Below are 17044 nucleotides of genomic sequence, written 5' to 3'. Positions count from 1 at the left end.
GTGAGGTTTTAGCGGATGACAGGCGTGTTACCTACTTTTTATATTGTAAATCATATTTATTTTTATTGTGTTCTATATGCAAATATTCAGCTAAGTATGTTAATATAGAGAAGGAATAAATTTTAGAAAGGAGTTTTTAAATATGGATGGGAAAAGAATGAGAGTTTGTTTGCTCGCTTTCTTGATGGTCTTTGCGTTTTGGGGAGTAATTCCGTCCGGTTCTTACGCGTCTGCAGAAGAACCACTTGAAACCTCGTTTAAAATTGTAGAAAATATTAAGTATTTACCAAATGAAGTGAAAAACAAAGTGCAAGAACTTCAGTGGCGGGTTACTGATGGCCATGCATTGGTTCATAAAGATGGAATTGCTTATGTGATATTGTCCTTGGGAATTCGGCCGACAACCGGCTATGCGATCGAGGTTGATAGTATTGTCCGGATCAATGACACTCGGTTGCTCATTTGGGCTAATGAAGTTAAGCCACAACCTCATGCCGTGGTCTCTCCGCAATTGACCAGCCCCGTCCAAGTCCTGTCAATGCCTGATCCTTTCCACAAGATTAAGCATGTTTCCGTGTGGATTAATTGAATAGAATCACATTCACCTTATTTATTCGGTTGGAGGAAAGAGCATGAATAAGTGGTTGGTATCTGTAGCATTGGTTTTAGTGAGCATATGGGGGCAAGTGTCCATGGTCGGAGCGCAGGAGCATGTGGCGCCGATGCAAGCAGCAGTCGGCCAGTCGGGTGATGCCGCCTGTGAGAATGGACGGCTGCAAGCGTCAGTAGTTGATGGAGGAGCGTCAGTTCGTGTTGCGCCGCGTGTGGATGCGGAGGTGGAACTTACGTGGCCGAGAGGAACCATCCATGGTTTTAACGGGATGGTAAAGGGTGATTTGGTAAACGGTTCAAATGTTTGGTACTTCTTTAATACATTTATGGGTTTTCGCTATGTCCATGCTTCTGAACTGCAAAACATCCAATGCATAAATTACGCAAAATGAATCGGCTGTTGTCCCTGTGACTGCACGCCTAAAAGATCCTCGCCTTGACTAGGGTGTGTCTGGCAAATCAAGTTGGTGGGAAGAAGCGGCGGAAAAACCTTTTCTCGAGGAGCGCCTCGCCAAGCGTGAAGCGAATGAGAAAATGGTTTTGGAGCCGCTGGCCTATTCAACAGACACGCCCTAAGGCGGGGCTTTTTTATTGCCCAATATCGGGTGTGAATGGCTGATGGCAGGACTGGTACGGCAAATGCAGGAACGCGTTTCGCATGATTTGATGTCATGGCGTATCCCCTTTATAATTAGGAAAGCGAAATAAAGGAGATAGTGCAAATGAATCTTGATCAGATGCAAGAATCGCCTACAGTGTTTCATGCCGAGAAGCAGGGAGCAGGCATGCGCGTGCTCGTGGTCACCGCTGTTTCAGTTGAAAAAGAAGCAGTGTTGCGTGGGATCGGCGACACCGCAAATTTTCATGTATTGGCTGCTGGTGTCGGTCCCGTTGCAGCCGCTATCGGTACAGCGACGGCATTGGCTACCGACAAGTACGATCTAGTGATCGCGGCTGGCATCGCCGGGGGGTTCAAAGGAAGAGCCGAACTGGGCTCCCTTGTAGTGGCGGATGAGATCGTCGCCGCCGATTTGGGAGCGCAGTCACCAGAAGGGTTCCTCAGCTTGGACGAGCTTGGCTTTGGTTCAACCAGGTTTCGGGCGGACGAAGACTGGATGAGACGAGTCGTTGAGGCTTTGCACAAGGCTGGATTGCCGGTCACCACTGGTGCAGTTCTTACCGTGTCAACGGTGACGGGCACGGCAGAGACCGCCGCCGAGCTGGTTGCACGGGTGCCAGGAGCCACCGCTGAAGGGATGGAAGGATTTGGTGTGGCCGCCGCAGCGAGCCGTTGCGGTGTGCCAATTCTTGAACTGCGCGCCATCTCCAATCCTGTCGGCCCGCGCGACCGGGATGCTTGGCGAATCAGTGAGGCGTTGGAGGCGTTGGCCGCCGCCAGCTCAGTACTACGGGAGGTGTTGACATGAAGATCGCTTTTTCTCCTTGTCCCAATGACACTTTTGTATTTCACGCCTGGGTGCATGGATTCGTGCCGGGCGCGCCGCAATTAGACGTCACGTATGCCGATATTGACATCACCAACGGGTTAGCCGCCGAGCCGGGCGGACCGGATGTGTTGAAGATATCGTGTGCGGCTTTGCCGTGGGTGATGTCAGAATACGCCTTGTTGCCGTGCGGGGGGGCCCTGGGAAGGGGTTGCGGCCCACTGGTGTTGACGGCCGGTGAAGGAGATGCCTGTCAGCCGGCGATGTTGTCAGGGCGTAGGGTGGCTGTTCCCAGTGAGCGTTCTACCGCTTATTTGCTGTTTCGGCTTTGGGCGGCCCAACAGGTGCCCGGGGGCGTGGGTGAGATTGTGGTAATGCCGTTTCATGAAATTATGCCGGCAGTGCGTGACGGCGCAGTCGATGCTGGCTTGGTGATACATGAAGCACGTTTCACTTACCCGTCATATGGTTTGAAACAGGTGGTCGACTTAGGGCAATGGTGGGAGGAAGACACTGGCTTGCCGATTCCACTGGGGGCGATTATCGCCCGGCGCTCTCTCGACGTTGAGGCCATCGCAGGCTGGATCCGCGCGTCGGTCGAATACGGATGGGCGCACCCCGACGCTTCACGGGAGTATGTGTTGCGCCACGCTCAAGAGTTGGATCCGGAAGTGGCCCAAGCGCACATCAATCTATATGTAAATGAATACACGGCCAATTTGGGCGAGACTGGATATGCGGCAATCAATGCTTTGCTTGGCCGGGCCGCACAAGAAGGGCTGGTGCCAAAAATCGATCCGGCGACGCTTTCATTTCCGCAAAGAGCCTGATAGAAGCGGTACCTCCCTAGGCTTATAGGACGCGTTATCCATCCCCGTCAACGATGCATGGCGGGGGTGTTTACATGACCAACGAGATTGTCTGGGGCGCCAAGAAGGGAAAAAGCAACAAATTTGTTAACAACAAACTTTCGTAGCATTTATGTAACGATTTTGAAACAACTTTTCCTAGGTATAGATTTATACTTAATTTAAATTTAAAAATTTTTATAATGGTGGTGATTACAGCGAAAAGGTGAACTAGTTGTCTGTAGGATGAACATTTTCATTTATTAAAATGTTTGATTATACGGAGGGGATTCACCGTGAAAAAGCTTATCCCTTATGTATTGTGTGCCTCTCTTGTGCTGGGAACGGGGGGATGGGGGAGTCCGGCTGTCGCCGCATCGCCTACTCCTCATGTTGCGGCAACAGCGCAAAAAAATAAATTGGCGCCGGGTGTGGTTGCCAGCAAAGGGAAACAGGCTTCTGTCATCATTGAGATGAGCGAAGCGCCAACCGTGGTGTACAGTTCTTTGTCTAAAACCAAGAAGGTGTCGGCAAAAAGCGAAGGGGAGTATCGCAAATACTTGGGCCAAAAACAAAAGCAGTTGATTGCAGAAATGAAAGAACGCTCTCCTGGCCTGAGGGTGAAACGTACCTATGATACGGTCTTCTCGGGCATGGCTGTCACCCTCAAAGGGGATGACTTGCAAAAAGTGGCCGCTTTGCCCGGTGTGAAACGCATCCACCCCATACGTACTTACAAAGCCTTGATGTCAAAAAGCGCCCCGCTGATCGGAGCACCAGATGTTTGGAAGATGCGCGATGGCCGAAAACAGGCGGTCACCGGCAAAGGAATCAAAGTTGCTGTCATCGATTCGGGCGTGGACATGAAACACCCCGATCTGAAAAAGAATATGATTGGCGGATATGACTTTGTAGAAAATGACAAGATTCCGCAGGATGAAGTGGGGCATGGCACCCATGTCGCCGGCACCATCGCGGCCAACGGGAAAATCAAAGGGGTGGCTCCCGAAGCATCCCTGTTGGCTTACCGGGTATTGGGGGCGCATGGCGGTGGAACCACGGACTGGGTTATCAGTGGGATCGAGCAAGCGGTCAAAGACCGGGCCGATGTGATGAACCTCTCTTTGGGGATGGATGTCAATGTGCCGGATGAAGCGGTATCTCAATCTCTTGAACGGGCCATCAAAAAAGGGATTGTGGTCGTTGTTGCCAACGGCAATGCGGGCCCCGCTACTTGGAGTGTCGGAGCACCTGCCGCATCCCCCAATATCATCTCCGTCGGGGCTTCAACGAAGATCATTCCTTCCCCGGTTGTGCAGGTAGTCGGGGACAACAAGAAAATGGAGACCAATTTAATCACTTCATCGCCCCAGTTTCCATTGAAGGGAACGTATCAGCTAGTAGATGCAGGAAAAGGTAAAAAGTCTGACTTCAAAAAAATCGATGCCAAAGGTAAGATCGCATTGGTTCAACGGAGCGGTGATGATGTACAGTCGGTTGCCGAAAACGCCAAACGAGCTGGAGCGGCGGCTGTGATCATCTATAATCACCTCAAAGGTGACTGGTTTGCCATCCCGATGGAAACAGATGAAAATGGCGAGCCGGATACGAAGCGCTTTGTGCCAATCGTGACGATTTCTGGCGGTTTTGGCACCCACATTAAGAATCAGCTAGCTGCTGGCAAAACAGAGATCAAGCTCAGCTCAGTCAAACGGGAAAAAATGGTCGACTTCAGTTCGCGCGGACCGGCCAACGGCATCTGGGACATTAAGCCGGATGTGACAGCACCTGGTGTCGACATTGTAAGCACCTTGCCTCGTTCCTTGGAGAAAACGGGATATGGAAAAATGAGCGGAACAAGCATGGCTACCCCGCACGTGGCTGGAGCTGCCGCATTGCTTTTGCAGAAGCATCCCGACTGGAATCCGGAACAAGTAAAATCGGCCTTGTCCAATACGGCGGTCGAGTTGAAGGATACGGAGAAGAAAGAGTATTCCCCCATTTCGCAGGGAGCTGGGCGTATCGATTTGCCCAAGGCGATCACTACACAATCCCTGGTCGTTTCAAACCGCCTCAGCTTTGGTTTGTTACAGCCCAAAACTGGGGTGAAGAAGATCGATCGAACCTTACGGGTAGAAAACCTGTCTGGTAAAGCTAAACGCTATGCCGTACGGGTAGAGCTAGACAATGGCAAAAAAGGGATTCGCGTGACTGTTCCGTCCACCCTAGTAGTTGGTGCTAAATCACAGGGGCAGGTACCGGTGACGATGAGCTTCAACACTTCCTTGCCCCGCGGGATTTACACGGGAGCCGTATTTTTGAAAGATGGAAAACAGGAATTGAAGGTTCCCTTCATCGCTTTGAATGAACCGAAGGGCTATGAAGTCATCACCAGTTTGGGACAATCTGCATACATCATCTCACCAAACGGCAAAGATGAACACAAATTTACGCTCTTGACGTACTATTTGGCTGTGGCGCCATCATCGTTGAAAATCACCGCCGAAAGCTCGGAAGGCGGGAAAAAGTATCTGCTTTATCAAACCAACAATCCGGCCGCTGGCTACACGGATTGGATGTGGGATGGGAAAGACAGCAAAGGGAAGAAGTTGCCTGATGGAGATTACGCGATTATCGTCGAATGCGAATACTTGGGGAAAAAAGCGGAAGCCAACTTCTTCGTCCTCATCGACACCAAAGCCCCAGTCATCACCGAATTAACAGCCGACGCCGATCAACTGTCGGGCAAAGTGAAAGAAGCTTGGCTGGAAGAGGTAAGCTGGCGTCTCGCTGGAGAGAAAGATTGGCAGATCATCGAAGATGTGAACTATGTTGAAGACGGATTATTTGAGTTCCATCATGCGTTTACAAAGGGCCAATTGAAACCCGGCAAAAATTCGATCATCGTTCGAGTGAAAGATTCTGTGGGTCATGTGACCACCAAAAAGGTGGAAATTGAATTGCCACAGTGACACGGGCAGGAAAAAAGCCGCTGACATCCGCCAATTAGGCGGGCCGGCGGCTTTTTTCCATGCTTTGCTTAGTTATTTTAATACAAATTCGGCGGTAACCGGATTGTGGTCACTGTATTCAAATTGAAGCGAATGGCCGTACACACGCTTCACTTCCACATTGGATGAGATCAAGAAACCGTCGATGTTGGACTGAAAGTTGATTCCCTGCTTAAAAGGGAGTGCCAACGTTCTGGATGTGGGAACACTGCCATCTGCCACCCAAGTAAACCCTTTTGGCAGAAAGTCGGACGGGATCGTTTGCATCCACTCAGGCCAAGATTCTTTCGCTTTAAACCGTTTGGGGGCTGTGCCAGGGATCAGATGGTTCCAGTCTCCACCCAGAATCAGATAGTTTCCCGCTTGCACATGGCGCTGCATAAATTCTTTCAAAAAGGCTAGTTGTTGTTTTCTTACTTTTCCGCCTTTGTCGAAGGCAGACAAATGCAGGTTAACTAGGATCAATTCTTTCCCATTTTCTAAGGGGATTCGGTTTTCCATAATACATCGGTCCAGGTCAAAGGGTTGTTGTGGCCAATCTTCCTTGCCATACAGGGAGAAGCGGGTGCTTTGCTTCAACTGGTACTTGGATAAGGTGACCAGTCCCCCGTTGACAGAACCCATGGGGTCGAAGATGGGCACTGGCACCCATGGCACCAAATAATTTTGGGCAAACACCAATCCATAGTCTGGAAGATGTTGCCGCATGGCGGCCTGTTGGTTGATATGATAGCTTCGGGATGAGTCCACATCCACCTCTTGTAATAGATAGAACGAAGAAGCTTCCCTTTTCAAAAAGGAAAGAATCTTGCTCAAGTTTTTTGCCGTTTGCTCTTTACTGGCGGCGCGGGAGCGGGTTCCTCCATCCATGAAGAAGTCTTGGTCTTTGTCCAAGCCGGCGTAGCCGATGTTAAACGTGGTTACCGTGAACGGGACACCAGTGGTCAATTTCTGGCTCGCGTTATTGCTGACGGTGAGGGGCAGGGCCGGTTCAGGTTCATAATCGGTTAGCGTCACATACAACAAAAAAGCGCCAAAACACAGCAAGACCAGGGAGCAGAACAAAGCCAATCCCCATAACGCCTTTTTTACCATTGCGAATCCTCCCAGTTGTCGCTCTATGCGGATTACATATCTCTATTCTTTTTGTAGATATGATCTCTATGTTTAAGAATACTAAATTGTATCAAGCAATTGAATTATTTGTCTGATGAAAAAACGTTTTTTGGCGCTACTAGGGCAAAACGGTGAATGATCCATGTCATTTGCGTGAGCCTATTGAATTGCGTTGGCCGTTTATCGCATAGTAAGAAGGGAGGGGAATGAATCGATCGATCATTCCGTCATATAAGAAATGTATAAAGGTAATCATGATCATTTTACACACCCCAAACAGAAAAAATGATGGGGGGCTTGACATGGGATTGTTTAGTGGGCATCAGCAGCAGAGGAGAAAGCAAAGTGATGCGAGTAAAATGTCCCTGTTTGCGGGGTACAGCGGGGATGATTTTGATCAAAAGTATCTTGAAATTTTAGACAGAAAGAGAAAGCGGTTGCAAGCAGAAGCAAAACGGCTTCAAGAAGCGCGCCAATCCGAAGAAGATGAATATCAGCGCAAAATTCTTGAAGCCATCCAGTTGGCCAATCGGGGAAAACGGAAACGCTGATGGGGTGACCGGTTTTTGTAAAATGTGGGCTGAGGGGGATCCTCAGCCTTTTTATATCAATACGTTTTTTTCATTCATCGGGATCAGGTTGGCTTCCATCAACCATTCAAATACACGGATGATTTCCAACCATACATTGCGGGCTTTTTTGTGGCCAAGCACGCTGGAAGCGATGGCGCAGTCTTCCATCCATTCTTTCAATTTGGCTGGCGTGGGCGGTTCTTCGGGATATTCCTCCCGATAAGATTGCAGCAAGATGGGTTTGATCTCATGATAATAATCGGCCAAGCACAACAGGAACTGGGTGTCACAATCCACATCATCCTTATACAGTTTGCGCTGTATACGTTCTTTGTCCTTGTGCCAATTCAACACAATCCGCTTTTTGGTCAGACTGCTCATAAATTGATTCAGTCTGCTCCGAAAAGGAATGCTCAATAACTGCAATTCTTCATTTGATCTAGTCGCCACTGCCATCTCCATCCTTTCACAGCTTGTCTTGTACTAATTACCACTTTTTCTTTGATTCCCCTTCAACCTACCCATTGTATATAAAATCGGCGAGAAAGGAAAAAGGATGGAAGATGGCGTTTCGGCGAGTGAATCGCTAGATTAGCATACCTGCAAGACGCAAAAAGCCGGGCTATATTACGTGCCCCGCTCTTTTGCATTGCTGACCGAAACCATGCGTGTCCATGCCGCCCGCTACGAGGATGATTCTGAAGCGGGAGGTGGGGTCGGCTGGTTATTTTTCTTTTTCACTCGGCAGCATCCGACCAAAAGGGTGAAAGCCAGGCCGAACAAGAGTGCTTGAGATCGGCGCTTACCTGAATGCATGTTTCTTTCCTCCAGTTTTTCTTTGAATGTGATAAGGTTACTGCTCAATTGTGACGTGTCTTATTCTGAAATAGTTGCAAAATATTGTGTGACAGGTTGAAGACAGTGACAGAATGGCTGCTTGTAAGGGAGAGGAGCGACCGAGTGTATATCGGTGGTACCGGGCGATGCGAGAAGATAGGAAAGGATGTGGAGAAATGGGCGGTGAAGTGAATCCGGCAGCTTGTCCGCTATGCGGCAAACACAACCAGTGCGGCAATCTGTCGGAGCAGCGCATTGGTGACTGTTGGTGTAGAATAGAAGCGTTTCCTGCGGGTCTACTTGAACAGGTACCATCAGCGTACAAAAACAAGGCATGCATCTGCAAAAGTTGCCTAGACCGATATAAGCGTGGAAACTTGCCGGGATGAGCGTTAACGCACAATCGTGCTTGCGGTGCGCCTTTCATGGGCAGGGGAGGGTAGGTATAATGTACTTGCTTGCCATCCCTGATGGGCGAATCCGGGATGAATCAGAAGAATGGAAAGGAAGTAGAAGGATGGTGCGTCATATTACGGATTGTGTTTTGCTAAACAACGGGGTGGAAATGCCTTGGTTGGGTTTGGGGGTGTATAAGGCACAAGAAGGCAAAGAAGTGGAGCAGGCGGTGGAAACGGCTCTTCAAGTAGGTTATCGCAGTGTAGATACGGCGGCTTTCTACCATAATGAAACCGGCGTGGGCCATGCGCTCAAACAATCAGGTATCGCAAGGGATAAACTGTTTGTCACCACCAAAGTATGGAACACGGATCAAGGGTATGAAGCCACGCTGGCTGCCTTTGACCGTAGCCGCAAAAAGTTGGGCTTGGATTACCTCGATCTGTATCTTATTCATTGGCCAGTGCCGGGCATGTTCCGGGATACATGGCGGGCTTTGGAGAAGTTGTACCGGGATGGCTGGGTACGAGCAATCGGGGTAAGCAATTTTCAAACGCATCATTTGGAAGAGTTGCTTGCTACCTGTGAAGTGCCGCCAGCAGTCAATCAGGTGGAATTCCATCCTTTGTTAACGCAGGAGGAGTTGCGCGCCTTTTGCGAGCGGGAGAAGATTCAGTTGGAAGCGTGGAGTCCGTTGATGCGCGGCAATGTTGTGAATCAGCCGGTGATTGTGGAGTTGGCCAAAAAATATGGCAAGACGCCGGCGCAATTGGTATTGCGGTGGGATTTGCAGCATGGGGTGGTGACCATCCCCAAGTCCGTCACGCCAAGTCGGATTGAGGAAAATGCAGACATTTTTGACTTTGAGATTTCGCCTGAGGATATGGCGCGACTGGATGGATTAAATCAAAATCACCGCTTTGGGCAACATCCCGACCATTTCAAATTTTAATGTGAAGCATGAATCCCCAGTTGGTTGAATCAGCTGGGGATTCTTTGATTTTGGTGAGTAGGCCCGTGCATTCAGGATTTGGTTTTCTTCTTTTCTTCCACATAATCTTTGACCAAGTAAAAAAGGGTGATCACCACAAACAGAATGATCAGTCCGTTCGTGATAAACGGAGTCATGCCACTTCCCTTCCTTTCTCTGATGCTTGACCCGTAGGGATGTTCTTCCAAAAAATCATCAACAGTTTCCGTCGGTCCAGCCACAAGAGCACGAGGTTCATGATGACCAACACCGTGCTGAGGTCATGCACACCGATATGGTAAAAATAGTTTACGAGCATGACGTTAAAGGCTACCGGGAAGTACATCACTGCCCCGAGCGTGGCAGTACGGGGGTTGAGCAGGAGCAATGCGGGGATCACTTCCCCGAGGCCGACAAAAAGCTCATAGGGGCGGGAATAACCAAAAAAAGCCCAAGTGATGGCGAATCCCTCCCCTTTTTGAGCAGCTGCTTGTGTGATTTCATTTAAGGGGATGTGGCCGAATTGTCCAAAGATCAGTTTAACTCCTCCATATAAGAGAAAGATCATCGCCATAAACCAACGGAGCGTCATTGGGAACGATTTGCATAATGCCCGCCATAAACGTTTCTTCACAGTGGTGCCTCCTGTTGCTTGATGATTCCATTCAATCTTAACTCTTCAAGCTGAATGGCAGATGAATCAAAGATGAACAGAGGCTAAAGTTTTGCGGAGGTGTGTGCCCATGCAAGTATCATCAGTTTGGAGGATGCGAAAAGGAGATTTTGTGTGCAGAATACAGCATCACATGCGCTTTAAAAATAAATGGTTTACGAAACAAAGCTTTCGTGAACCAATAGACATGAAAAATAGCCTTAAATAAATGGTTTATTATGAATGGATGAAGGGTTGATTTTTTCATTTTCTGGTAAATGAAAATTCAGACCAAGCAGGGCCGGGCTGTTGGGACGAAGCAGTGTTCCATCCTAGGTAAAAACTTTCCGGGTTGCTTTGTCTGCATTTTGGATTATCTCGTGGGAGGCCGCTAATGGAATTTATTCTTGGGTGTGTGGGGTTGTACACCTTGATTGGCATGGTTTACCCGAGCCGCTGGCATCGAAAACTGGTTATCCCTTTAGGGAAGTGGCGAATTGACCTAGGTCGGAGGAAGTGGAATGCGGCCATTTTCATCCTCGCGGTCATTTTGTCGGGGATCATTGGGCCAAGTTATACCCAATTGCGTTATGAACAAGACAAATGAAGCGGGTCAAACAAGAGGAAGAGCCAGCGGTCGTGTCAGAGGAAAATCAAACGCAGGAGGAGACGAATGAAACCATCCTGGATGATGAGGACGATGACGATGTCACGCTCAAACCGCGATCAAACACCAAGAAAAGCAAGGGAAGAGGAAAGTAATGCGGGCAAGGGGTGTTTCTCGCGCAGAATTATTGTAAATATGTTTGTAGAGCAAACAATATATTAACAGGCAAATTACTAATGAAGCAAGGTTTTGCAAACAGAGGCTTTTCCTGTAGAAAGCGACAGGTTCCAACTCGCACGCCAATTCTCAGCAAGCATGCGTCTTAGGCTGTATAGTAGATATTGATGGATTTGAAAAGGAGTCGGGTATCAGCAAGTTTCACTGTTGATAGTAACACAAAACGTCCTTGGCCATGCGTTCGGGCATAGCCAAGGACGATGCAAGTGTTTGTGGCATAGCAAGGAGAAAACAGGGGCATGTTGGCAAGTCAGCTCCAGACGGCATTTATTGCGTTGCTCCCATCGGTGCAGCAGCAGGTGGGGTCCATGCTCCGGCTGGGCCGAAAATTTCATGATGGATCGCGGCCGGAGCAATGCCCAGTGACAGAAGTGCTTGGTAGCAATCGCGCATGAACGCCGACGGCCCGCACAAATAGAAATGCCCAGTGGACGGCAATACCGTTTTCAGCCACTCGGCGTCAATGAGCCCTTCTTTGTCATATAGCCGGTTCAACCGATCCGTGTCCGTAGGTTGAGAATAGCAGAAATAGTTTTCGATATGGGCATGGCTGTTGGCGATGCGGAGTACCTCTTCCCGCAGCGCATGTGTCTGGCTGTTGTGCGTGGCGTGAATATGGATGACTCGCTGTGAAGAGGGAGATTGGGCTAAGGCTTTGAGCATGCTCAACAGCGGTGTCAAGCCTACGCCGGCGCTGAGCAAGATGACAGGGGAGTCGGTTTGCTCCAGTGTGAACACGCCGGCTGGGGCGCTGACAGACAGCACACTTCCTTCTTCGACTTCTTGATGGAGATAAGTCGACACTTTGCCATTCTCTTCCTGTTTCACCGTGATGCGGTAATGTGATGCGTTGGGGTCGTCAGAAAGGCTGTATTGCCGGATGTGTGTGTAGGGATCGCCCGGAATCTCTACTTTGACACTAATATATTGACCCGGTAGGAAGGTGGCCAGCGGTTGGCCGTCTTTTGGCTCCAAATAAAAGGACGTGATGTGCTCGCTTTCGCGCACTTTTTTGGTTACGACCAAATCCCGGAATCCACGCCAGCCACCTGGTTGCTGTTCGGCTTGCTGATACAATTCTTCTTCCATTTGGATAAAGAGGTCAGCGATGACTCCATACGTTTCTTGCCAAGCGTTCAGCATCGGTTCCGTCAGTTTGTCTTGTAACACGTCGCGCATGGCTAAAAGCAAATTTTGGCCGACGATGGGATAATGCTCCGGTAGCACCCCGATGCTCCGATGTTTATGGGCGATGTGTTTCACTGTCGGCAGGATTTGTTCCAATTGTGTGATGTTCGCGGCCGCAGCATAGACGGCATTGGCCAAGGCTTGCTGTTGATGGCCTTTACGTTGATTGGCGTGGTTGAAGATATTCAGCAATTCGGGATGTTCGTTGAACATACGTTTGTAAAAATTGGCGGTGATTTTGTGCCCGTATTCACGTAATAAGGGGACAGATTCTTGAATCAGTCGAATCGTTTCCTTTTGTAACATGGAAAATCCCTCTCTTCTGATGTGTGTTCTCTTTTCATGGTAAAGGGATTTGCCGAGGAAGTATGTGATAGATATCACAAATCATGTGAACAAGAGGTGAACAGCACATCCAGGTTGTTCAAGAACCTACCCAATGGCGCAAGGCATCCAGATCCGGGATGACAAACTGATTCCGACCCATACGGAGCAACCCTTGTTTGCGAAGTTGACTCAAAAGCCGGCTGACCGTTTCACGGGTGGTGCCGATGGCGCTGGCGAAGTCCTGGTGGGTGAGCGGAATGTTGATTAAAATGGTGCCATCCCGATTTTCACCGTATTTGTCCGCCAGATCCAACAAAAAGGTGACCGCGCGCTGTTGTACATCATGGCCGACATACTCGTGCAATTGCTTTTGTAAATCTAAGATTTTGTTACCCATCACTCGCATGACCTTGACTGCCATGGTGGGATTAGACAGCATGACTTGTTCAAACGGTTCCACCGGGATGGATATCAACACAGTTTGATCAATGGTTTCAGCCGTCGCTGGGTAAGGGAGTTGGTTGAAGAAACCGGTGTGGGGAAACATGTCCCCTTGCCTGAGCAAACAAACAATTTGCTCATGCCCTTGGTCGTCCGTTTTGTACGTTTTCACCATGCCGCTTTGAATGATGTAAATCGCCGTTTTAGCAGCACCTTCTCTGAAGATGATTTCTTTCTTGTGGCAGTGGCGGATGCCTACGATTTCCCATAGTTTTTCCAACTCAGCTTCCGTGAGGCCTTGAAACAAGGGGATTGCTTGCAATAATTCGATGGGATGATTCATGGTTGAGTTCCTCCTGAAGTGGAATGACGCTCGTATGCTCGATTATACACCGTGAAAGTGGCCAGAAGAAGAGAAGGGGGGGAGCCTGATCGACTTTCCGTGGCGGAGAGAAGTTATTTTTTGGCTATCCACTTCGGCAAATTGCAAGGTGTTTCCCAATATTCGAAATCCATTTGTTCCTCTTGCGTTAGGCGGTATGTTGGTTTACAAGTTTAAATAACGAGAAATTTCCCACGAGCAAGGAAATGAATGCGCTCGAGGAGAAACGGGGGGAGAGTCTGTGCCGATCAAAATTCCGGATAAATTGCCGGCAATCGATATTCTCAATCAGGAAAACATCTTTGTTATGGGAGAGCAGGATGCCTTTCGTCAGGATATCCGCCCGCTGAAAATCGTCATTTTGAACATGATGCCTATCAAGATCACAACCGAAACCCAGATCCTACGCCTTTTGGGGAATTCGCCCCTGCAAGTAGAGATTGACCTGATTCATCCCAAGACGCACACCACCCGGCATACGCCGCCGGAACATTTGGCCATGTTTTATAAGACGTTTGATGAAATTCGATACCAAAAATACGATGGCATGATCATCACGGGCGCTCCTGTCGGCCATTTAGAATACGAAGAGGTCAACTATTGGGACGAGTTGCGGCAGATCATGGATTGGAAACTGCATCACGTAACATCCACTTTGCACATCTGTTGGGGGGCGCATGCCGCCTTGTACCATCATTACGGTATCCCCAAACACCGATTGCAAGAAAAGTGTTTTGGTGTGTTTGAGCATATGATCTGTAAGCAAAACACTAAGCTGTTGCGCGGGTTTGACGATTGTTTCTACGCGCCGCATTCCCGTTTGTCCGAGGTGCGCAGAGAGGAGATCGAGAAGGTCGGGGAGCTGGAGATATTGGCAGAATCCCCTGAAGCGGGCGTTTATATCGTGATCAGCAAAGATGGACGCCAGATTTTTGTGACGGGCCACTCGGAATATGAACTGTACACTTTGAAAGAAGAGTATGAACGTGACCGGGCCAAAGGGATCGAAGTGCCGCTTCCTAAACATTATTTCCCACAGGATGACCCCAATCAGCAACCACTACAACGTTGGCGCGCCCACGGGAACTTGTTGTTCTCAAATTGGCTCAATTATTACGTATACCAAGAAACGCCATATGATTTGAATCGTATTAAATGAGATTGCGCCAAACCGTCACTAGGGTGTGTCTGGCAAATCAAGTTGGTGAGGAAGAAGCGGCGGAAAAACCTTTTCTCGATGAGCGCCTCGCCACGCGTGAAGCGAATGAGAAAATGGTTTTGGAGCCGCTGGCCTATTCATCAGACACAACCTAGTAACAACAGATAAAAAATAAGGATTTTTTTTTCGATAAATGAAACAAAATAGGAAGGTGTTCCGTCAATTATTGTAAAATGGTGTACGGAGTTGGCGCCGATGAGAGAATGGAGCCTGGAATGGATTGAGATCGGTGAGCCCGTTCGGTATGGTCCGTTTACGATTGACCGCTATGTGGCCGATGTGGAATTGCTGGGATGGATTATATACGAGCCGGGCAAACCCCCGTTTTTGACAAGGGATGTGCAAGCGGCGACTGAGTATTTGATGTCCCGTCAATTGGGCGAAATCGTGGATAAAGGGGAATATTGAAAACAAGCGGTCAGCCATGGGCTGACCGCATTGCTTTTTTCAGGGTGATGTGGGCCAAGTGGTCAATCATCGGCTAGAAGCTGTTGAATGCATTCAGGCAACCATTTCATCATTGGACCGAATGCAAAATCGACATTGATCCGCTCTGTCCATTGATGGGCGTCCCTGCCGACAGGACCAAAGTTTAACACCGGCACATCGAGTTGTTGCAACGCGGCCAGCGGAATATCATAGCCGCGCTCCCATAGGGGCATGTTGTTCACAAGCGGGATTAGGGTGGACAAGGGTCTTTGCAATCCGACATAACTCAGGTCAGAAATTCCCCCGAAATAATGCTGGTGTTTCAGCGCCACTCCATGCGTTTTTTGGGCTGTGTCGATCATATGAGCAACAACCCGTTTGATCAAGGGATGGTCGCTTCTGTTCACCGCCGGATAATACGGGGGAGAGAAAAACAACACGATCATGGGAGCCATTTCTTTGCACAAGATAGCCAGTTCATCAACCATGTTTATCGTGGTTTGCCGTTGGTCTCCCGGATCGCTCCGGCGTACCGCTTCTTGCAGGGTTTGTTCCAAGCGGTCCTGGCCGTGCGTGCGCGCCGCATAGGAATAAAGTTGTTCATAAGTAAGCACGTTGATATCCGTTTCCGTCGGCGTGAACGTGCCAAACCGCTGCGCCTGCATGAGTACAGTTTCTTTGATGTCGGCCGCCACTTCCCGGGCGAGTGAGAGCAACTGTGTAACGCGTTCATCGATGCCTGTATCATATAAGAATAGATTGAACAAAGTGACTGCTCGGTGCGGGATTTGAACGGAGTAATCTTTTTTCAAATCCGTTTGCATCTGGTTGGTCGGGGGAGGCGTCACTTCCTCTCCGATCCTTTCGCAAAAATCGGTGTTCAACTCCAGGGCGTTGGTGAGTTTGGAGGCCATGAAATTGGCGTTTAACCCAGCAAAGGGTTCACCGACATGGGTTTCTTTGCCATAACACAGGAACCCAGGCAACACTTTGCCGATGGAGCCGGTGTAAATGTAGTTTGTTTCATCGCCGGGATAGCGAGTGAACATGGGTTCGGAGTTTAGGACAGCTCGGTAAACGAGTCCATGCCGTTCAGCCAATTCCAAAAGTTTGGGAACCGCTGCCCGCATCCCTACCGAATTGATCTCCTCATCAGGCACGGTCAACAACAACACGTTGCCGTCAAAGGCTTGATAACAAGCTTGTTCAATCATGGCCATGTGCAGAGCCAAGCCGCATTTCATATCCATGATGCCCCTGCCGAAAAGCCAATGACCGGTTTCGAGGTCGGCCCGGACCGCGTCGGGCAGGGTCTCCCGATTGTCGCGAAACAGGGAAGTGAGCGTCTTTGGATCAAACGCGTGTTGTTCCCATATCCCGTAATCGATCACATCCACAACATCGAAATGGCTGATCAAGATGACCGTTTTGCTCACATTGCTTGGATGTTTGACCAGCGCCGTCACAAATTCGCGCCCATCGCCGGTCGGATGGGTTTCGATATGATCGGGGTGGGCTTGGAAATAAGAAAGGGATCGTAGTTGTTGTGTCACCAATCCGGGAAGCATAATCTCTCCCGCACTGCCGGTGATGCTTGGAATATGGACTAGCTCGCATAAAAGATCGACCAATTGCGCCGTGGTTTGCCATTTTCTCATCATTCATCCGCTCCGTTTTCGACGATAGTTAAAAAGAATGTTTGCACATGGCCAAGCATAAAGATCTAGCTGATAATTTCAATGTATCAGGAAACAT

The 17044-nt window shown here is 49.1% G+C and carries 20 protein-coding genes; 14 read left to right on the top strand and 6 right to left on the bottom strand.

Annotated features, from left to right (window positions below; translation table 11 throughout):
• Nucleotides 1-142 precede the first annotated feature (142 nt).
• From CLV36_RS05335 to CLV36_RS05315, 6 genes are all read left to right on the top strand, one after another.
• Complete coding sequence (locus tag CLV36_RS05335; RefSeq protein ID WP_106341966.1) at nt 143-589, top strand: protease complex subunit PrcB family protein; 447 nt, start codon at nt 143-145, stop codon at nt 587-589.
• Between the two features lie 43 nt (nt 590-632).
• Nucleotides 633-1004: a hypothetical protein gene (locus tag CLV36_RS05330; protein ID WP_106341965.1), complete on the top strand. Its 372-nt coding sequence runs from the start codon at nt 633-635 to the stop codon at nt 1002-1004.
• A gap of 55 nt (nt 1005-1059) precedes the next feature.
• Nucleotides 1060-1188 (top strand): hypothetical protein, encoded by a 129-nt coding sequence (locus CLV36_RS17810; protein WP_281257238.1) that lies wholly within the window; start codon nt 1060-1062, stop codon nt 1186-1188.
• Nucleotides 1189-1349: 161 nt separating this feature from the next.
• Entirely contained in the window at nt 1350-2039 is a 690-nt protein-coding gene (locus CLV36_RS05325; RefSeq protein ID WP_245888303.1) for a futalosine hydrolase, read from the top strand.
• On the top strand, nt 2036-2887 hold the full coding sequence (locus CLV36_RS05320; protein WP_106341963.1) for a 1,4-dihydroxy-6-naphtoate synthase: 852 nt from the start codon (nt 2036-2038) through the stop codon (nt 2885-2887). Before CLV36_RS05325 ends, CLV36_RS05320 begins: the two co-directional genes overlap by 4 nt.
• A 314-nt stretch (nt 2888-3201) precedes the next feature.
• Nucleotides 3202-5877 carry a S8 family serine peptidase gene (locus CLV36_RS05315; protein WP_106341962.1) on the top strand — a complete coding sequence of 892 codons (2676 nt, stop codon included), beginning with the start codon at nt 3202-3204 and terminating at the stop codon, nt 5875-5877.
• Nucleotides 5878-5949: 72 nt separating this feature from the next.
• On the opposite strand, the gene CLV36_RS05310 is transcribed toward CLV36_RS05315, so the two are convergent.
• Nucleotides 5950-7011: an endonuclease/exonuclease/phosphatase family protein gene (locus CLV36_RS05310; protein ID WP_106341961.1), complete on the bottom strand. Its 1062-nt coding sequence runs from the start codon at nt 7009-7011 to the stop codon at nt 5950-5952.
• A gap of 323 nt (nt 7012-7334) precedes the next feature.
• On the opposite strand from CLV36_RS05310, the gene CLV36_RS05305 reads away from it, so the two are divergent.
• Nucleotides 7335-7583, top strand: a complete 249-nt coding sequence (locus CLV36_RS05305) for a hypothetical protein (protein ID WP_106341960.1) — start codon at nt 7335-7337, stop codon at nt 7581-7583.
• Between the two features lie 51 nt (nt 7584-7634).
• Here the strand turns inward: CLV36_RS05305 and CLV36_RS05300 are convergent, their stop codons facing one another.
• Entirely contained in the window at nt 7635-8054 is a 420-nt protein-coding gene (locus CLV36_RS05300; RefSeq protein ID WP_022735978.1) for a hypothetical protein, read from the bottom strand.
• 533 nt (nt 8055-8587) lie between these two features.
• On the opposite strand from CLV36_RS05300, the gene CLV36_RS05295 reads away from it, so the two are divergent.
• Together CLV36_RS05295 and CLV36_RS05290 are read left to right on the top strand one after the other, a co-directional pair.
• Nucleotides 8588-8830: a cysteine-rich CWC family protein gene (locus tag CLV36_RS05295; protein WP_245888297.1), complete on the top strand. Its 243-nt coding sequence runs from the start codon at nt 8588-8590 to the stop codon at nt 8828-8830.
• A gap of 128 nt (nt 8831-8958) precedes the next feature.
• Complete coding sequence (locus CLV36_RS05290) at nt 8959-9789, top strand: aldo/keto reductase (protein WP_083464821.1); 831 nt, start codon at nt 8959-8961, stop codon at nt 9787-9789.
• 172 nt (nt 9790-9961) lie between these two features.
• On the opposite strand, the gene CLV36_RS05285 is transcribed toward CLV36_RS05290, so the two are convergent.
• The gene (locus CLV36_RS05285; protein WP_106342040.1) at nt 9962-10399 is read right to left on the bottom strand and encodes a hypothetical protein; all 438 of its coding nucleotides are present in this window, start codon (nt 10397-10399) and stop codon (nt 9962-9964) included.
• A 454-nt stretch (nt 10400-10853) separates the two neighbouring features.
• Here CLV36_RS05285 and CLV36_RS05280 point away from each other — a divergent pair, with 454 nt between their 5' ends.
• Together CLV36_RS05280 and CLV36_RS17190 are read left to right on the top strand one after the other, a co-directional pair.
• Nucleotides 10854-11066 (top strand): hypothetical protein, encoded by a 213-nt coding sequence (locus CLV36_RS05280; protein ID WP_106341958.1) that lies wholly within the window; start codon nt 10854-10856, stop codon nt 11064-11066.
• Nucleotides 11063-11221 (top strand): hypothetical protein, encoded by a 159-nt coding sequence (locus tag CLV36_RS17190; RefSeq protein WP_181352836.1) that lies wholly within the window; start codon nt 11063-11065, stop codon nt 11219-11221. Before CLV36_RS05280 ends, CLV36_RS17190 begins: the two co-directional genes overlap by 4 nt.
• A gap of 349 nt (nt 11222-11570) precedes the next feature.
• Here CLV36_RS17190 and hmpA read toward each other — a convergent pair whose 3' ends face one another.
• Nucleotides 11571-12797, bottom strand: a complete 1227-nt coding sequence (gene hmpA / locus CLV36_RS05275) for an NO-inducible flavohemoprotein (protein WP_106341957.1) — start codon at nt 12795-12797, stop codon at nt 11571-11573.
• A 118-nt stretch (nt 12798-12915) separates the two neighbouring features.
• Nucleotides 12916-13602 (bottom strand): Crp/Fnr family transcriptional regulator, encoded by a 687-nt coding sequence (locus CLV36_RS05270; protein ID WP_106341956.1) that lies wholly within the window; start codon nt 13600-13602, stop codon nt 12916-12918.
• A 280-nt stretch (nt 13603-13882) separates the two neighbouring features.
• On the opposite strand from CLV36_RS05270, the gene metA reads away from it, so the two are divergent.
• The 3 genes from metA to CLV36_RS05260 all read left to right on the top strand — a co-directional run bounded on the left by metA (nt 13883) and on the right by CLV36_RS05260 (nt 15268).
• Nucleotides 13883-14800, top strand: coding sequence for a homoserine O-acetyltransferase MetA (gene metA / locus CLV36_RS05265; RefSeq protein WP_106341955.1), 918 nt, complete (start codon nt 13883-13885; stop codon nt 14798-14800).
• Nucleotides 14797-14955: a hypothetical protein gene (locus CLV36_RS17185; RefSeq protein ID WP_181352834.1), complete on the top strand. Its 159-nt coding sequence runs from the start codon at nt 14797-14799 to the stop codon at nt 14953-14955. The genes metA and CLV36_RS17185 overlap by 4 nt, the downstream gene beginning before the upstream one ends.
• Nucleotides 14956-15055: 100 nt before the next feature.
• Nucleotides 15056-15268, top strand: coding sequence for a hypothetical protein (locus tag CLV36_RS05260; protein ID WP_102991994.1), 213 nt, complete (start codon nt 15056-15058; stop codon nt 15266-15268).
• A gap of 62 nt (nt 15269-15330) precedes the next feature.
• On the opposite strand, the gene CLV36_RS05255 is transcribed toward CLV36_RS05260, so the two are convergent.
• Nucleotides 15331-16947 carry a M20/M25/M40 family metallo-hydrolase gene (locus CLV36_RS05255; protein WP_106342039.1) on the bottom strand — a complete coding sequence of 539 codons (1617 nt, stop codon included), beginning with the start codon at nt 16945-16947 and terminating at the stop codon, nt 15331-15333.
• Between the last annotated feature and the right edge of the window lie 97 nt (nt 16948-17044).

The organism is Laceyella sediminis, assembly GCF_003003125.1.
Lineage (GTDB): Bacteria > Bacillota > Bacilli > Thermoactinomycetales > Thermoactinomycetaceae > Laceyella > Laceyella tengchongensis.
Note: the sequence above shows the minus strand (reverse complement) of the source record. Positions and strands in the feature narration are given on the sequence as shown.

Coding starts and splice junctions, on each gene's coding strand:
- CLV36_RS05335 (WP_106341966.1), top strand. CDS start 143: ATGGATGGGAAAAGAATGAGAGTTTGTTTGCTCGCTTTCTTGATGGTC.
- CLV36_RS05330 (WP_106341965.1), top strand. CDS start 633: ATGAATAAGTGGTTGGTATCTGTAGCATTGGTTTTAGTGAGCATATGG.
- CLV36_RS05325 (WP_245888303.1), top strand. CDS start 1,350: ATGCAAGAATCGCCTACAGTGTTTCATGCCGAGAAGCAGGGAGCAGGC.
- CLV36_RS05320 (WP_106341963.1), top strand. CDS start 2,036: ATGAAGATCGCTTTTTCTCCTTGTCCCAATGACACTTTTGTATTTCAC.
- CLV36_RS05310 (WP_106341961.1), bottom strand. CDS start 7,011: ATGGTAAAAAAGGCGTTATGGGGATTGGCTTTGTTCTGCTCCCTGGTC.
- CLV36_RS05305 (WP_106341960.1), top strand. CDS start 7,335: ATGGGATTGTTTAGTGGGCATCAGCAGCAGAGGAGAAAGCAAAGTGAT.
- CLV36_RS05295 (WP_245888297.1), top strand. CDS start 8,588: ATGCGAGAAGATAGGAAAGGATGTGGAGAAATGGGCGGTGAAGTGAAT.
- CLV36_RS05290 (WP_083464821.1), top strand. CDS start 8,959: ATGGTGCGTCATATTACGGATTGTGTTTTGCTAAACAACGGGGTGGAA.
- CLV36_RS05285 (WP_106342040.1), bottom strand. CDS start 10,399: ATGACGCTCCGTTGGTTTATGGCGATGATCTTTCTCTTATATGGAGGA.
- CLV36_RS05280 (WP_106341958.1), top strand. CDS start 10,854: ATGGAATTTATTCTTGGGTGTGTGGGGTTGTACACCTTGATTGGCATG.
- CLV36_RS17190 (WP_181352836.1), top strand. CDS start 11,063: ATGAAGCGGGTCAAACAAGAGGAAGAGCCAGCGGTCGTGTCAGAGGAA.
- hmpA (WP_106341957.1), bottom strand. CDS start 12,797: ATGTTACAAAAGGAAACGATTCGACTGATTCAAGAATCTGTCCCCTTA.
- CLV36_RS05270 (WP_106341956.1), bottom strand. CDS start 13,602: ATGAATCATCCCATCGAATTATTGCAAGCAATCCCCTTGTTTCAAGGC.
- CLV36_RS17185 (WP_181352834.1), top strand. CDS start 14,797: ATGAGATTGCGCCAAACCGTCACTAGGGTGTGTCTGGCAAATCAAGTT.
- CLV36_RS05260 (WP_102991994.1), top strand. CDS start 15,056: ATGAGAGAATGGAGCCTGGAATGGATTGAGATCGGTGAGCCCGTTCGG.
- CLV36_RS05255 (WP_106342039.1), bottom strand. CDS start 16,947: ATGAGAAAATGGCAAACCACGGCGCAATTGGTCGATCTTTTATGCGAG.